Raw genomic sequence first — 13,153 nt, forward strand, 5'->3', positions numbered from 1 at the left:
CGATCCACGAACCAACATGAGCAGATTCCGGACACTGGCCGCCAAGCTCGGCATCATCGGCGGCACGCTGCTGCTGGTGGCATTCGCCTCCATTGGCTACACGCTCTGGGCAAGCTGGCAACTCGAGGGCGGCGCGGCCGCCGTCAACGAAGCCGGACGCATGCGCATGCAGACGTGGCGGCTCGCGCAGACGCTTGCGCGTGGCGACGCGGTGTTGGCGAAGACCCAGGTCGACCAGTTCGAGCAAAGCGTCGCCCTATTGCGCGACGGCGATCCGTCGCGGCCATTGCTCATGCCACGCGATGCGGGCTCCACGGCAGCCTTCGCGGACGTACAGCGCACCTGGTACACAGTACGCGCGGCGTGGACCGCCTCGCCCGCGCCTGACCCGTTGCTGGCAGCGAAACAGGCCGAGGCCTTCGTCGAACACATCGACGTCCTCGTCTCGGCGATCGAAGTGCGCCTCGCCTATCTGACCACCATCCTGAACGCGCTGCAGGTTCTCATGGTCGGCCTGACCATCGCCAGTGCGGTAACGTTACTCTATTCGGCGTATCTGTTCGTCTTCAATCCATTGGAGCGGCTCGGGTCCGGCCTCGCGCGCGTGCGTGAAGGCGATCTGTCGATGCGGCTCGCGGTCGAATCGAGCGACGAGTTCGGCGTCCTCTCAGAAGGTTTCAACCGAATGACGGAAACATTGCAGGAGCTTTATCAAAATCTCGAAGTCAAGGTCGAGGAGAAGACCTTGCGGCTCGCCGTACAGCATGCCCGCTTGACAGCGCTGTACGAAGCGAGCGCGTTTGCGGCTCACGCCTCGACGCTGGACGAACTGGCCGATGGTTTTGCAAAGCAGGTTAGACGCGTCGCGAATTCGGACGCATCGGCCATTCGTTGGTCCGACGAAGCGAACTTGCGGTATCTGCTGGTGGCGTCGGACGGCCTGCCCCGCAACGTAATCGACCGCGAACAGTGCATTCCGACGGGCGGTTGCCATTGCGGCCAGCCGATGGCCCAGGCGGATACGCGCGTGATCCCGATCCGGCTGGACGGTGAGGGACTGCTGCGCGACTGCGGACAAGCGGGCTTCACAACCGTCATCAGCGTTCCCGTGCAACTGCAGGACCGGATGATCGGCGAGATGGATCTGTTCTACCGAGCCCCCACCACCCTCACCGGGGAAGACCGCACGTTGCTGGGGACGATGGCGAGCCATCTCGCTGTCGCGATCGAAGGAATCAGGGCCGGCGCGCTCGAACGAGAAGCCGCCGTCGCCGCGGAGCGAAGCCTGCTCGCGCGGGAAATGCACGACTCCATCGCGCAAAGCCTCGCGTTCATGAAAATCCAGACCGGCCTGTTGCGCGGCGCGCTCAAGGACGCCGACGTACCGCGCACGGAACGCACCATCGGTGAACTCGAGGCCGGCATTCACGAAAGCCTGTCCGACGTGCGCGAATTGCTGATGCACTTCCGCACGCGCACCAACGCCGAAGACATTGCTCCCGCGCTGCAGACCACCCTGCAGAAGTTCGAACACCAGACGGGCCTGACCACCCATCTGTCAATCGAAGGTAACGGCGTCCCATTGCCCGCCGACGTGCAGGTGCAGGTTCTGCATGTCGTACAGGAAGCGCTTTCCAACGTCCGCAAGCACGCGCACGCACGCGAAGTATGGGTAGACGTCCAGCAGGCGCCGCAGTGGCGCGTGGAAGTCCGGGACGACGGCTGCGGCTTCGCGAAGGAGGCCACCGCGCAGAACGAAACCCATGTCGGTTTGCGCATCATGCACGAAAGGGCCGATCGGATCGGCGCTGAAGTCGAAATCGCCTCGGTGCCGGGCTCGGGCACCTGCATTGTGCTGACGCTACCCGAACGCAGGAGACTGGCAGCATGACCGAACAGAAACAGATTCGCATTCTCGTGGTCGACGACCACACCCTTTTCCGGCGTGGCGTGATTGCGCTGCTGACGGTCGATTCGCGATTCGTCGTAGTTGCCGAGGCCGGTGATGCCGGTGAAGCGTATCGCCGCGCTGCCGAAACGCAGCCCGACATCATTCTCCTGGACAATCATCTGCCGGGCGTGAATGGCGTGGACGCACTCGCCGGCTTAAATGAAGCGGCGCCGCGGGCTCAGGTGCTGATGCTTACTATCAGTGAGGACGAGAGCGATCTGGCTGCAGCGCTGCGCGGCGGCGCACGCGGCTATTTGCTCAAGACGGTCGACAGCGACGGGATGGCGGCCGCAATTGTGAGAACGATGGCAGGCGAACCGGTGATCAGCCCCGAGATGACCGGCAAGCTGGTGACCGCGTTTCAGTCACTGCAAAGCGGCGCAAAAGCGGACGAAGTTCTCCCCGATCGGGATCCGATTCATAGGCTGTCTGCCCGCGAGGACGAGATTCTGGAACATATCACGCAGGGCAGAACCAACAAGGAAATAGCACGAGCGCTGAACATTGCCGAAGCGACGGTAAAAATCCATGTGCAGCACATCCTGAGGAAGTTAAAGCTCAGCTCGCGCGTGCAGGCAGCGGCCTACGCCGTCGCTCGCGTGGGGTGATCAACGCGCAAACCGGGGAGTTTTATACCGGCGGCGGGGCGTATGGAGCGCGCGAACCGGGCACTACTACTCGCCGGTGGTGGGTGAGATGTTTGATACTCAAACCGGCCAGTATCTGCCGGCGTAACGCGGTGCGACCCCGCTCCATGTTCAAGCCCTGGTCGCGGTGCATGGGCATTTCACTACGGCGTTATCATGAGACAGCTTCGCCGATCTCCTGCCAGTCATGGCGCAGGATGACGTCAACATCAAAAGGAATCGCCAGTAAAGTGAGCAGCCTGTCGCATTGCACTCTCGCCGCGCTTCTTGCCGACGTGCGTGCGTGTCGCGTATGCGCGCAACATCTGCCGCTTGGCCCACGCCCCGTCTTGCGTGCCGCGGATGGCGCCCGCATTCTCATTGTCGGCCAGGCGCCAGGCGCGCGCGTCCACGCCTCAGGCATTCCATGGGACGACGCGAGCGGCGAGCGCCTGCGAACGTGGCTCGGCGTTGATCTGAACACATTTCACGATGAGTCACAGTTCGCAATCGTTCCGATGGGATTCTGCTATCCCGGGCGCGGCAACGGAGGCGACAGACCACCGCGCCGCGAGTGCGCGCAATTGTGGCTGGACAGCCTGCTGGGAAAGCTCGACAGGATCGAAGTGACCCTCCTGATCGGGCAGTATGCACAGCGTCATTTTCTCGGCAGCCGCCGCAAAACGACCCTGACGGATACGGTCCGGGCGTGGGCAGAATATTCGCCGACCTGCATTCCATTGTCACATCCATCACCGCGCAATCAGGCGTGGTTTCAACGCCACGCATGGTTCGAAAGCGAGGTGCTTCCAATGCTGCGCGAGAGAGTCGACTGGGTCGCAGCTCGCGAAGCTGGAAAACCCGGGCAACCCGCATTGGAATTGCCTCTGAACTGAGATGACAATGCCGCATGCGAACCAAACCCCCCGGAAGATTCTCATTCAGCGAGCCTATGATGACCCGGCACCTCTCGGTTATCGGGTTCTTGTCGATCGGGTCTGGCCGCGCGGACGCAGTAAGGCGACGCTTGAACTTGACCAGTGGGCGCGCGACCTTGCGCCAAGCGCAGAGTTGCGCAAATGGTTTGGACACGATCCCAAAAGATGGTCGGAATTCCAGCAACGCTACCGAACCGAGCTTGATGGCGAGGAGATGCAGAAGCGAATGCGACAGCTTTTGAGCGATTCGGGTGACCGGTCGATCACACTGGTGTACGGGGCCAAGGATGAGGAGCACAACTAGGCCCTGGTGCTGCGAGACGTCCTGTTACACATGTCGAAAGGACGAGATCCCTGATTGGTGGCGCACGGTTTGAGGAGTCCGAACGTTGCAGTTCACGAGTTCGGCGCTGGCGGCGTCGCCCTGGCAAGTTGGGTCTGCCTGCGCCGATGATGCCCCCGGCGCGATGCAGCGAACCGCCCTCAGTCAACGTCACCGTTTCGCCCATGGAATTTGCCAGCCGGACAGGCGGTGCACCAGGCGCCAACGATCGAAGCACATGACGCGAAGCCCTCCGCGTGGGAAGTTGAAAGCGACATCGGCAAACGGCGCGTGCGCACAGTCACAAGGGTTTGCCGCTCTGGAGGGCAATCCGATGCTCCCACGGGCCACCTGACATCGCACACAGGGTTGTATAGACTTTGATTAACTGGGTATCACTCCACGGAAATGAAGGAGCAAGGTAATGCTAACGCAGAAAACCAAGGACATCGTAAAGGCTACGGCGCCCGTGCTGGCCGAGCACGGATATCCGATCATCCAGCGCTTTTATCGACGTCTGTTCGAAGCCCATCCTGAGTTGAAGAACGTGTTCAATATGGCGCATCAGGAACAGGGGCAACAACAGCAGGCGCTCGCGCGTGCCGTGTACGCCTACGCGGAAAACATCGAAGATCCGGGAAGCCTGACGGCCGTGCTGAAAAACATTGCCAACAAACATGCAAGTCTCGATGTGCGACCAGAACACTATCCGATAGTCGGCGAGCATCTGCTGGGCGCGATCAGGGATGTGCTTGGGCCAGCAGCGACAGACGACATCATTTCCGCCTGGGCACAGGCCTACGGAAATCTGGCTGACATCCTGATGGGAATGGAAAGTGAACTGCGCGAGCGCTCCGAACAACGGCTGGGCGGCTGGACCGGATGGCGCCCCTTCATCGTGCGCGAGAAGCGGCCCGAAAGCAGCGTCATCACGTCGTTCGTTCTCGAACCGGTCGATGGTGCGCCCGTGGTAAATTTCGAACCTGGGCAATACATCAGCATCGCCGTGAATGTGCCGGCGCTCGGTCTGCAACAGATCCGTCAGTACAGTCTGTCGGACATGCCGAACGGTCGAAGCTATCGCATCTCCGTAAAACGCGAGAGCAGCAGCACAGAGCCACCGGGCTACGTTTCCTGCCTGTTGCACGATCACGTCAATGTAGGCGACGAGATCAGGCTGGCTGCACCTTATGGTAACTTCCACATTGACGTTAACGCGGGAACACCTATCGTGCTGATCAGCGGCGGCGTCGGACTAACGCCAATGATCAGCATGCTCAAGCGCGCCATACAGGACCCACAGAGACGGGTGGTGTTTATACACGGGGCCCGCAACAGCGGCGTCCACGCGATGCGTGACCGGCTGCGCGAAACCGCCGCAACACATGCCAATTTCCATGTGGTCGTATTTTACGACGAGCCATTGGCCACGGATGTCCAAGGCAGAGACTACGACAGGACCGGCTTCGTAGATGTCAATCTACTCAAGGATTCGATTCTTTTGCCCGATGCCGATTACTACATCTGCGGTCCGATCCCATTCATGCGCATACAGCACGATGCTCTGAAAAATCTCGGCATCGGTGAACCGCGGATCCACTACGAAGTATTTGGTCCAGATCTGTTCGCTGAATAGAGAAATAGCGGTCTTCAGCCTGGGAACATGACTGATCGGTGGTCAAAAGCCGATGGCGATGGCGATCTGATTGTCTGTCGAGCAGTCATAGAGCGAGGAGCAGAATGAAAGCTGAGCGATGCCGGCCCCCGTGATTCGACGCTTTCTCCGCAATGCGATGCAAGAGATCAAGGGTATGGGCCAGCCATTGCTGGCTGCTGCGCAAATAGTGCGATCTCGATCAAGCCGCGCAGCGAACATGCGTTCCTGAAACAGCTTGCGGATCACATGCGGCTGCTTCCGCCGACGGTGCAGATAAACACGATCGCTGACGATGTACCGAACTGAGCCCAAACATCGCTGATAAGCGGTGTCGATAATGCCCGACGCCCCACGCAAATCGGCGGACGGGGATCATGCTTCGATATGGTTCGTACGTCATAAGATGCAGGGGCACGTAATGGCGTACGATGTCATCAGTGGATGGACATCCTCTGCAGGGAAAGTTGCTTCTCTCACATGTCCCCGAGCATGCTGCTTTAAGGAGATCCCAGATGAATTTCCCCGACGACAATACCGAATCTGCCGCATCGCGGCGCTCTAAGCATATCGAAGATTTGATTGATGAAGCGGGCGAGGAGAGCTTTCCGGCAAGCGATCCTCCCGCCGTTAGCCCGCTGAGGGGGCCGGTCGCGGGCGGGCGACCCCTCGGCCGAGAGAAGGAGGGCATGAAGCAACATCCCTTTAAATGAACCGGAAGGTCCGCTCGATAGTCGGTGTTTCACGTGCACCGGCAGCCTGAGGCGTCTTGTCCAGCAAGACTTGTTCCGCTCCTATTTTCCGTTGACCACGGTGGCAATGAACCTATCCGGGGAGATTGCGCGTCGCCCTGTGACGAATCATCGGTCGGATCGAAGCGTGTTCCGATCGGCGCAATCACAATCCGCCTCTGCTGCAATAACCCGATGGAGCTGCGCGAATCTGTCGTCCACCGGAGTCTGGAACAAAGGATCCGGTTGTCCATGCATACGCAGCTGTCTGATCGCCGCCCAATCATCATCGTCAAGGTGACGCACTGCGGCAGGAAACAGTGTCAACTCTTCGACGGCCATGTTGTGTCTCAGCCGCTCGGCGTAGAGACGAACATGGATCTCGACGAGTTCCTGCGACATGTTCTCTTCGCGAACCGCTGACTCCAGGTCTTGCAGAAGTTCGTGGCCCTGACGAATCAACGTCGCATGTTGGGCTTCTATTTCGTGGCCAAACCCGGCCGGCAACGATTTTTTCTCCAGCAACTTTTCAACGATACGATCCTCCAGTGCATGGTGATTCACGTCGGGAAAGCGCGTCAGATAGTAGAGCGTGTCTACCAGTAGCGCGATGTCCGGTGCGCCCGGAGCGGTGTTGAACGCCGGCTGTACGTAGAGCAGTTGTACGAGGCGTCCCAGCCTCGCATGTTCCGCTTTCAGGGTCTCAATGATCGTCGGCATGATGCGTCTCGCTGAGCTTCTCTTGCCGATTCATCGTGTCCAGCGCCAGTGCCGAATGCGCGTATGCAGCCCCCGCACGCATTTCGGCCGCAACCCAGATTGCCTCCATGATCTCCTGCCCGGTTGCTCCGCTTTTCAGCGCGGCCGCCGTGTGTCCCCGGATGCAATAAGGGCACTGGGTGACGTGCGCGACGGCCACGGCGATCAGCTGTTTCGTCTTTGCGGGCAGTGCGCCATCGGCGAATACGCTTTCGCTAAACGCCCGGAAGGCAGCGAGTGGCTCCGGCGCGAGTTCCCGTCGCCTACCTGCGATTTCGGCACTTGACGGCGGGTACATTACTTCGACCATGATTCACCTCTCAGAAAAAGTGCATGTAAGCCGTGTCTAGCCGCGGCAAAACGATCGTGCAAAGCAGCCAATAGCGCGTCGAATAGGCCGATGACGGGCGGGTCCATCCGACAGGTCCTCGCGATTGCATCAGCTGGGTTGTGCGCTACCCTTTCGTGATCCGTACCTCATATCCATCCTCGTTGAAGGCGACCAGGAATTCTTCCGCCAGCAGCCATGAGTCGACCTTAACTGTCCTGGCATCGATGTCGATATCGACTTTAGCGTCCGGATCGACCGTGTGAATACCCCGGGTAATGACCTGCACGTCATCGTTTCCACGCATGACCTTCACATTGAACTCCATTTTGCGCTCCTTTCAACGCCGCAGTATTGGTGCCGTGTCGCCCTCAAGGGCGGTGCCTTCGATATATTTTCCAGAGTAACCCGCCTCGTCGCATGCCATGTCGTCGCAGCACCTTCCACCGCGGAGTTACAGCGGCGCTCGTGACTGCGCACACCGTGCACCGGTCAGGACTGCGACTCTCTGTACAGCCACTGCTTGAATTCACAGTAGGCGAGGATGAAGCGCCGTCGATAGGGATGGGAGTTCGCATAATTGCCTTTCATGAGAACCGCTCGACGATACAGACACATCGTGCGGCGAACCCACACGATAGTTTGCGGCACACCATCGCGGGCGACGAGAAATTCAATGCGCGCATGCTCGTTCATCATTGCTCCCACAATGCAGTGCCGCGGCGGATGGTCTGGTGCGGTGGCCGCCGACCGTCCCGAAACCAGTTCTCACAACGCCATGCGACGTGTCGCCACTATAAATCTCCTTGTCGGTCCGTGTCCTCAGATGATCCGGCGTGCCAGCATCGTTCGGATCTCCCCGATCGCCTTCGCCGGATTGAGTCCCTTTGGACATACGTCTGTGCAATTCAGAATTGTCCGGCACCGGAACAGCCGGTACGGATCTTCAAGATTATCAAGCCGCGCGCCGGAGCCCTCATCGCGTGAATCGACAAGAAAACGATACGCTTGAAGGAGCCCGGCCGGGCCGACATATTTGTCCGGATTCCACCAGTACGAGGGACAGGCGCTCGAGCAGCACGCGCAGAGGATGCACTCGTAGAGACCGTCGAGCTCGTCGCGTTCCTGCGGCGATTGCAGCCGCTCCCGTTCCGGCGGCGGCGTATCGTTGATCAGATACGGCATGATCGAATGGTACTGCCTGAAAAACGCTGTCAGGTCGACAATCAGATCGCGGATCACCGGCATTCCGGGCAGTGGCCGCAAAACGGTGCGGCGCGGGAGTTCGTTGAGATTGGTTATGCACGCGAGGCCATTCTTGCCGTTGATATTCATCGCATCGGAGCCACACACGCCCTCCCGGTAGGAACGCCGGAAGCCGAATGTCTCGTCCTGCGCCTTGAGACGGACCAGCACATCGAGCAGCATCCTGTCGTCCGGCGTCGACTCGATCTCGAAGGTCTGCATGTGCGGCGCGGGGTCCCGCTCGGGATCGTAGCGAAACACCTCGAATATTTTCGTATCTCTCATGGCGTACCTCCGTCAGCATCGTTGTACCGCGCAAAATCTCGCCGCTCGTTGTGACTATTCCAAGTGCCGCGGCGTCACGGGCTTGTCACCAGTCACACCTGCCGATGACGCTGAGTCGCCAAGGATCCGCGCGGACAATTTCTGGTCGTAGCTCGAATGAATGTGAACGCGCTTCTGATCAGGGAAGGCGTATGCATACGCCTTGCGCAGTGCGAGGGACGCCTCATGAAAACCGGACAGGATTAACTTCTGCTTGTTCGGGTAGGTGGCGACATCGCCAACGGCGAAAATCCCGGCACGCGATGTCTCATAGCAGGAGGTGTCGACCGCAATGCGGCCGCCGCGTGTGTCGAGTCCCCACTCCGCAATCGGGCCGAGGTCAGCTACGAGACCATACAGAGCAATGAGATGGTCGGCCGGCAACGTCACGCCGCCGTCGATCTGCTTGACGTCGACGGATTCGAGTGCGCCATGAGGCGCGCGGAGAGCAACAATCGTCCCCGTCACGATGTCGATTTCGCCATCTGTGGCTGCCCGCCTGACCTGCTCGACCGTGACGGCGGCGGCACGGAACGTTTGCCGTCGATGCACGATGCTTACGTGCCTCGCGATCTTGCAAAGCGCGAGCGCCCAGTCGAGCGCCGAGTCACCTCCACCCGCGATAATCACGCGGGTATCGACAAACTGCGCGAGCTTGGGTACCGCGTAGTGGACCAACCGGCCCTCGAGCGCCGGTGCCTCGGGGAGCGCCAGGCGCTGCGGCACAAACGCGCCATTGCCTGCCGACAACAGGATCGCCGCCGCGTCGAACACCAGCCCCTGTTCAGTCGTCACCGTCCAGCGTTTGTCATCATCGCGATGCGTAAGGCTACTCACGCGCTGGCCAAGGTGCACCGGAAAGCCGAACGGACGGCATTGTTCAGAGAGCCGCTCGATGAGTTCGCGCGCGGTGCAAACGGGAATCGCCGGAATGTCAAAGATGGACTTTTCCGGGTACAGCTCGATGCACTGGCCTCCTACCGCTTGCAGCACATCGACTACATGGCAGGACAAGCCAATCACGCCTGCTTCGAATGCGGCGAAAAGCCCGACGGGACCAGCGCCGACGATCAGGACATCAGTGCGCAGGGCCCTGCTTTCGCCGGCAGACGATTCGGCGTCTCCGGTTTGTGCGAGCGCATCGACGGACACAGACCTCTCATTCACGGTACGGCTCCAAAGATGAACTGGAACCAGGGCGACCCTCCTGCGGCTATTCGACGCGCGGGAGGCAATACCGGCGATTCCAGTCAGACTTTTATATCATGATATGACATTCAAGGAACGGCATGCCATCACAACCGGAATGGGAACGCTATCTTTATGCCGACGGACGCTCTAACATTCATACGGTGTATATGTTTATTCGGAGAAGCAGGATGAAGATCGGCGAGCCGGTCGTCAGCACCCCACCGAGCGCCGCCTCCGGTCTGGCGCTCCTTCGACTGGGATTCCGTCCGTTCTATCTTGGTGGCGCGTGTTTCGGACTTGTCGCCATGCTGGTCTGGCTGCTCACCGTGCATGGCTATCCTGCCGCCGGTCGCTCGCCGGCGATGACCGGCGTGAGCTGGCACGCGCACGAAATGATTTTCGGATTTGTCGCTGCGATTGTCGTGGGCTTCCTGCTCACGGCCGTGCGCGCCTGGACGTCGCTGGAAACGCCGAAGGGCGCGTCACTCGCATGTCTGTGGTTGCTATGGGCGGCTGGCCGCGGGCTGGTCTGGTCCGGACCTGAACCGATCGCCGCGATTGTCGATTCTGCTTTCCTGCCAGTTGTTGCCCTTGTGCTGCTGCGCGTGCTGATTACCGCGCGCAACCGTCACAACATTTTCCTGCCCGTCGCTTTGGGACTGTTCGGATTGCTGAATGCCCTCTTTCATTGGTGGGCGTGGCACGGACGCGTCGACCTTTCGTTGCGCGCCGCGTATGCCGCAACCGGACTCGTGATCATGTTCGTTACCGTGATTGCGGGACGGGTGGTGCCGATGTTCACCATGAACGCCATTCCCGGCTTTTCGGTGAGGCGCTGGAAGGTCATTGAGGCACTTGTCGTGCCCGTTGTCCTCCTGACATTCCTGGCGGACGCGGTCGGCGCGCCATCCAAGCTGATCACCGCGTGTGCCGGCAGTGCGGCCCTGGTTCACGGAATCAGACTCGCCGGATGGCATTCGTGGCGGGTTGGCCCCCGGCCGATTCTCTGGATCCTGCATGTCGCCTATGCGTGGATTCCAGCCGGCTTCCTGATGCTCGCGCTCGCGTCCAGGGGCGTCGTGCCCCATTCTCTTGCAATTCACGCGCTCACGGTCGGGGCGATCGGGTGCGCGATCATCGCAATGATTACCCGGACCGCACTTGGACATACCGGGCATGCGCTCGTTGCGGGCCGCGCTGAGATAGCAAGCTACTGGCTGATGATGATTGCTGCGCTGGTGCGTGTCTTCGGGCCCTGGCTCGCCAGCGGCGCGACCGTCGTCTGGATTGACGCAGCAGGGGCCTGCTGGTGCGCGGCGTTGCTTCTCTATCTGGTCAAGTATGGCCCTTATCTGACGGCGCCACGCATTGATGGCAAGGCCGGTTAGGTACTCGAGTGAAAGCGGCGCGGAGTAAGGCTCCGGTTCAAAACCGGAGCGAGCCCGATGCGGACTATACTTCGACAAACAGGCATGCATCTGATGATCGGCCGGCTGCTTCTGGCCGGGCGCGGGCGCCGCGATTGGGAGATGACGATGATTTTCGACAGCAAACTCACCAAGGCCATCCTCAGCACCACATCGGACGCCATCATCGCGTCCGATGCGGAAGGCTTGATTCATTTCTGGAACCACGGCGCGGAACGCATTTTCGGATACACGATCAGCGAGGCTGTCGGGAATTCGTTGAACATTACTGTTCCCGAACACCTGCGCCAACGTCATTGGGACGGCTATCGACGGGTGATGCAAACCGGCGAGAGCCGGTACGGACGTGGAGATCTTCTGACTGTTCCTGCGAAGCGCAAAGACGGTACATGCATTTCCGTGGAGTTTTCGATCGTCCCGTTGATGGATTCCGAGGGGCACGTTGATGGTATGGCCGCCATCATGCGCGACGTCACAAAGCGCCTTGAAGAGGTGCACGCGCTGAAGGCCCGGCTCGCGGGAACGGTCTCGCCACCGTGAAAGCGCCGGACTGGCTGCGTCGCGAAGGCGCGTCTCGTGGCACCCCCCGGCACGTGCGCCTGCGTTCTGTCACCATCAGCATTCCAGTTCCACGAGTCCGGGGCCGATCGCCGGCCTTTGACTGACGAAATCATTACCGTCGCGCCAGGTCGCTTTTTACTGTCTACCATGCCCATCACCTTTCTTCGCGGCCTCACGAGCTCACAAGAGGGTTGGCCCGGAAAGCAGATTACCTGGCAAAACCAGGTAATCACGAATCCCGGCCAACCCTCCACCCGCCTCTTCGCGCGCCTGCGAAATGTCCTTCGTCCGACGTCGCCGGTTACTCATCAACGCATGTTGCCTGTGTGGCCCAGTGAATACCGCCCGGGTTGCGGCCAGACAGTGAGTCCGTGCGGTTCCGCGCCGACCGGAATGGATTTGACAGAGCCGGCCGTGGTATCGATCGCGTACACGACATCGTCGAAGCGGCCGGACAGCCATAACATCTTGCCGTCCGAGCTGACATTGCCCATGTCCGGACTGCCGCCGCCTAGGATGGGCCAGGTCGTCAGGACCTTGCGCGTCGCAAAGTCGAGCACCGACACACTGCCTTTACCATGACGCGGCCCGTGAACGAGATTGGAGCCGCGATTCGCGATGTACAGTTTGGTACCGTCCCGGCTCGGATACAGGCCATGTGTCCCGATGCCAGTCGGGATGAAGCCGATCTTCGTGAAGCTGTCACCGTCGATCACGAAAACGCCGTCGGCGATCATGTCGGCGACATAGAAGACCTTGCCGTCCGGCGAGATGCGGATGTCCTGCGGCATGCCCTTCTTCTCGAGCTCAAGGTAGCCCACCACCTTTCGGTTCACGAGATCAATCTTGGCAAGTTTGCCGCCGAATTCGCAGGTGAACAGCGCATACTTGCCATCGATCGAAAAGTCCGCGTGATTGATACCCTTGCACTGCGGCACGTCAAGACTCGACTTCAGCGCCATCGTGTGCGGGTCGCGAAAGTCCAGCCGAGCATGCGCTTCGGTTTTGTTGCAGTAAGGGGCCGGGTTAAAATTGGGCAGCAAAATTTCTGAGCTGTCTGATGAAGAAGACGAAGACACCGCGAACCACGCTTGCC

Annotated in this window: 16 protein-coding genes; 8 read left to right on the forward strand and 8 right to left on the reverse strand. The window is 60.1% G+C overall.

Annotated elements, in window-relative coordinates; genetic code table 11:
• Positions 1 to 16 precede the first annotated feature (16 nt).
• The 5 genes from HDG37_RS36510 to hmpA all read left to right on the forward strand — a co-directional run bounded on the left by HDG37_RS36510 (position 17) and on the right by hmpA (position 5,473).
• A complete protein-coding gene (locus HDG37_RS36510) occupies positions 17 to 1,891 on the forward strand; it encodes a type IV pili methyl-accepting chemotaxis transducer N-terminal domain-containing protein (RefSeq protein ID WP_184056161.1) in 1,875 nt (624 codons plus the stop codon).
• On the forward strand, positions 1,888 to 2,559 hold the full coding sequence (locus HDG37_RS36515) for a response regulator (RefSeq protein WP_184056163.1): 672 nt from the start codon (positions 1,888 to 1,890) through the stop codon (positions 2,557 to 2,559). Before HDG37_RS36510 ends, HDG37_RS36515 begins: the two co-directional genes overlap by 4 nt.
• A gap of 236 nt (positions 2,560 to 2,795) precedes the next feature.
• Positions 2,796 to 3,473 (forward strand): uracil-DNA glycosylase family protein, encoded by a 678-nt coding sequence (locus tag HDG37_RS36520; protein ID WP_184056185.1) that lies wholly within the window; start codon positions 2,796 to 2,798, stop codon positions 3,471 to 3,473.
• A gap of 7 nt (positions 3,474 to 3,480) precedes the next feature.
• Positions 3,481 to 3,819: a DUF488 domain-containing protein gene (locus HDG37_RS36525; protein WP_184056165.1), complete on the forward strand. Its 339-nt coding sequence runs from the start codon at positions 3,481 to 3,483 to the stop codon at positions 3,817 to 3,819.
• 442 nt (positions 3,820 to 4,261) lie between these two features.
• Positions 4,262 to 5,473 carry an NO-inducible flavohemoprotein gene (gene hmpA / locus HDG37_RS36530; RefSeq protein WP_184056167.1) on the forward strand — a complete coding sequence of 404 codons (1,212 nt, stop codon included), beginning with the start codon at positions 4,262 to 4,264 and terminating at the stop codon, positions 5,471 to 5,473.
• A gap of 42 nt (positions 5,474 to 5,515) precedes the next feature.
• Here the strand turns inward: hmpA and HDG37_RS36535 are convergent, their stop codons facing one another.
• A complete protein-coding gene (locus tag HDG37_RS36535) occupies positions 5,516 to 5,740 on the reverse strand; it encodes a hypothetical protein (RefSeq protein WP_184056169.1) in 225 nt (74 codons plus the stop codon).
• Positions 5,741 to 6,006: 266 nt separating this feature from the next.
• On the opposite strand from HDG37_RS36535, the gene HDG37_RS36540 reads away from it, so the two are divergent.
• On the forward strand, positions 6,007 to 6,204 hold the full coding sequence (locus HDG37_RS36540; protein WP_184056171.1) for a hypothetical protein: 198 nt from the start codon (positions 6,007 to 6,009) through the stop codon (positions 6,202 to 6,204).
• 147 nt (positions 6,205 to 6,351) lie between these two features.
• Here HDG37_RS36540 and HDG37_RS36545 read toward each other — a convergent pair whose 3' ends face one another.
• The 6 genes from HDG37_RS36545 to HDG37_RS36570 form a co-directional block, all read right to left on the reverse strand.
• Positions 6,352 to 6,942 carry a hemerythrin domain-containing protein gene (locus HDG37_RS36545; RefSeq protein ID WP_184056173.1) on the reverse strand — a complete coding sequence of 197 codons (591 nt, stop codon included), beginning with the start codon at positions 6,940 to 6,942 and terminating at the stop codon, positions 6,352 to 6,354.
• Complete coding sequence (locus HDG37_RS36550) at positions 6,926 to 7,291, reverse strand: carboxymuconolactone decarboxylase family protein (protein WP_184056174.1); 366 nt, start codon at positions 7,289 to 7,291, stop codon at positions 6,926 to 6,928. The genes HDG37_RS36545 and HDG37_RS36550 overlap by 17 nt, the downstream gene beginning before the upstream one ends.
• Positions 7,292 to 7,436: 145 nt before the next feature.
• The gene (locus HDG37_RS36555) at positions 7,437 to 7,637 is read right to left on the reverse strand and encodes a copper chaperone (RefSeq protein ID WP_184056176.1); all 201 of its coding nucleotides are present in this window, start codon (positions 7,635 to 7,637) and stop codon (positions 7,437 to 7,439) included.
• 164 nt (positions 7,638 to 7,801) lie between these two features.
• Positions 7,802 to 8,008 carry a hypothetical protein gene (locus HDG37_RS36560; protein ID WP_260335242.1) on the reverse strand — a complete coding sequence of 69 codons (207 nt, stop codon included), beginning with the start codon at positions 8,006 to 8,008 and terminating at the stop codon, positions 7,802 to 7,804.
• Between the two features lie 123 nt (positions 8,009 to 8,131).
• Entirely contained in the window at positions 8,132 to 8,839 is a 708-nt protein-coding gene (locus tag HDG37_RS36565; RefSeq protein WP_184056177.1) for a succinate dehydrogenase/fumarate reductase iron-sulfur subunit, read from the reverse strand.
• Between the two features lie 54 nt (positions 8,840 to 8,893).
• Positions 8,894 to 10,030: an NAD(P)/FAD-dependent oxidoreductase gene (locus tag HDG37_RS36570; RefSeq protein WP_184056179.1), complete on the reverse strand. Its 1,137-nt coding sequence runs from the start codon at positions 10,028 to 10,030 to the stop codon at positions 8,894 to 8,896.
• 227 nt (positions 10,031 to 10,257) lie between these two features.
• Here HDG37_RS36570 and HDG37_RS36575 point away from each other — a divergent pair, with 227 nt between their 5' ends.
• The gene (locus tag HDG37_RS36575) at positions 10,258 to 11,457 is read left to right on the forward strand and encodes an NnrS family protein (RefSeq protein WP_184056181.1); all 1,200 of its coding nucleotides are present in this window, start codon (positions 10,258 to 10,260) and stop codon (positions 11,455 to 11,457) included.
• Between the two features lie 84 nt (positions 11,458 to 11,541).
• The gene (locus HDG37_RS36580) at positions 11,542 to 12,036 is read left to right on the forward strand and encodes a PAS domain S-box protein (protein ID WP_311541850.1); all 495 of its coding nucleotides are present in this window, start codon (positions 11,542 to 11,544) and stop codon (positions 12,034 to 12,036) included.
• 329 nt (positions 12,037 to 12,365) lie between these two features.
• Here HDG37_RS36580 and HDG37_RS36585 read toward each other — a convergent pair.
• The coding region (locus tag HDG37_RS36585; RefSeq protein ID WP_260335243.1) for a YncE family protein at positions 12,366 to 13,153 on the reverse strand (788 nt) is incomplete at its 5' end.

It is taken from the genome of Paraburkholderia sp. MM5384-R2, from assembly GCF_014201025.1.
Lineage (GTDB): Bacteria > Pseudomonadota > Gammaproteobacteria > Burkholderiales > Burkholderiaceae > Paraburkholderia > Paraburkholderia tuberum.

Bases quoted from the DNA above. Each gene is read 5' to 3' on its own strand.
- HDG37_RS36575 (WP_184056181.1), top strand. From the start codon at position 10,258: ATGAAGATCGGCGAGCCGGTCGTCAGCACCCCACCGAGCGCCGCCTCC.
- HDG37_RS36555 (WP_184056176.1), bottom strand. From the start codon at position 7,637: ATGGAGTTCAATGTGAAGGTCATGCGTGGAAACGATGACGTGCAGGTC.
- HDG37_RS36550 (WP_184056174.1), bottom strand. From the start codon at position 7,291: ATGGTCGAAGTAATGTACCCGCCGTCAAGTGCCGAAATCGCAGGTAGG.
- HDG37_RS36545 (WP_184056173.1), bottom strand. From the start codon at position 6,942: ATGCCGACGATCATTGAGACCCTGAAAGCGGAACATGCGAGGCTGGGA.
- HDG37_RS36565 (WP_184056177.1), bottom strand. From the start codon at position 8,839: ATGAGAGATACGAAAATATTCGAGGTGTTTCGCTACGATCCCGAGCGG.
- HDG37_RS36515 (WP_184056163.1), top strand. From the start codon at position 1,888: ATGACCGAACAGAAACAGATTCGCATTCTCGTGGTCGACGACCACACC.
- HDG37_RS36560 (WP_260335242.1), bottom strand. From the start codon at position 8,008: ATGATGAACGAGCATGCGCGCATTGAATTTCTCGTCGCCCGCGATGGT.
- HDG37_RS36580 (WP_311541850.1), top strand. From the start codon at position 11,542: ATGCATCTGATGATCGGCCGGCTGCTTCTGGCCGGGCGCGGGCGCCGC.
- hmpA (WP_184056167.1), top strand. From the start codon at position 4,262: ATGCTAACGCAGAAAACCAAGGACATCGTAAAGGCTACGGCGCCCGTG.
- HDG37_RS36510 (WP_184056161.1), top strand. From the start codon at position 17: ATGAGCAGATTCCGGACACTGGCCGCCAAGCTCGGCATCATCGGCGGC.
- HDG37_RS36525 (WP_184056165.1), top strand. From the start codon at position 3,481: ATGCCGCATGCGAACCAAACCCCCCGGAAGATTCTCATTCAGCGAGCC.
- HDG37_RS36540 (WP_184056171.1), top strand. From the start codon at position 6,007: ATGAATTTCCCCGACGACAATACCGAATCTGCCGCATCGCGGCGCTCT.
- HDG37_RS36520 (WP_184056185.1), top strand. From the start codon at position 2,796: ATGACGTCAACATCAAAAGGAATCGCCAGTAAAGTGAGCAGCCTGTCG.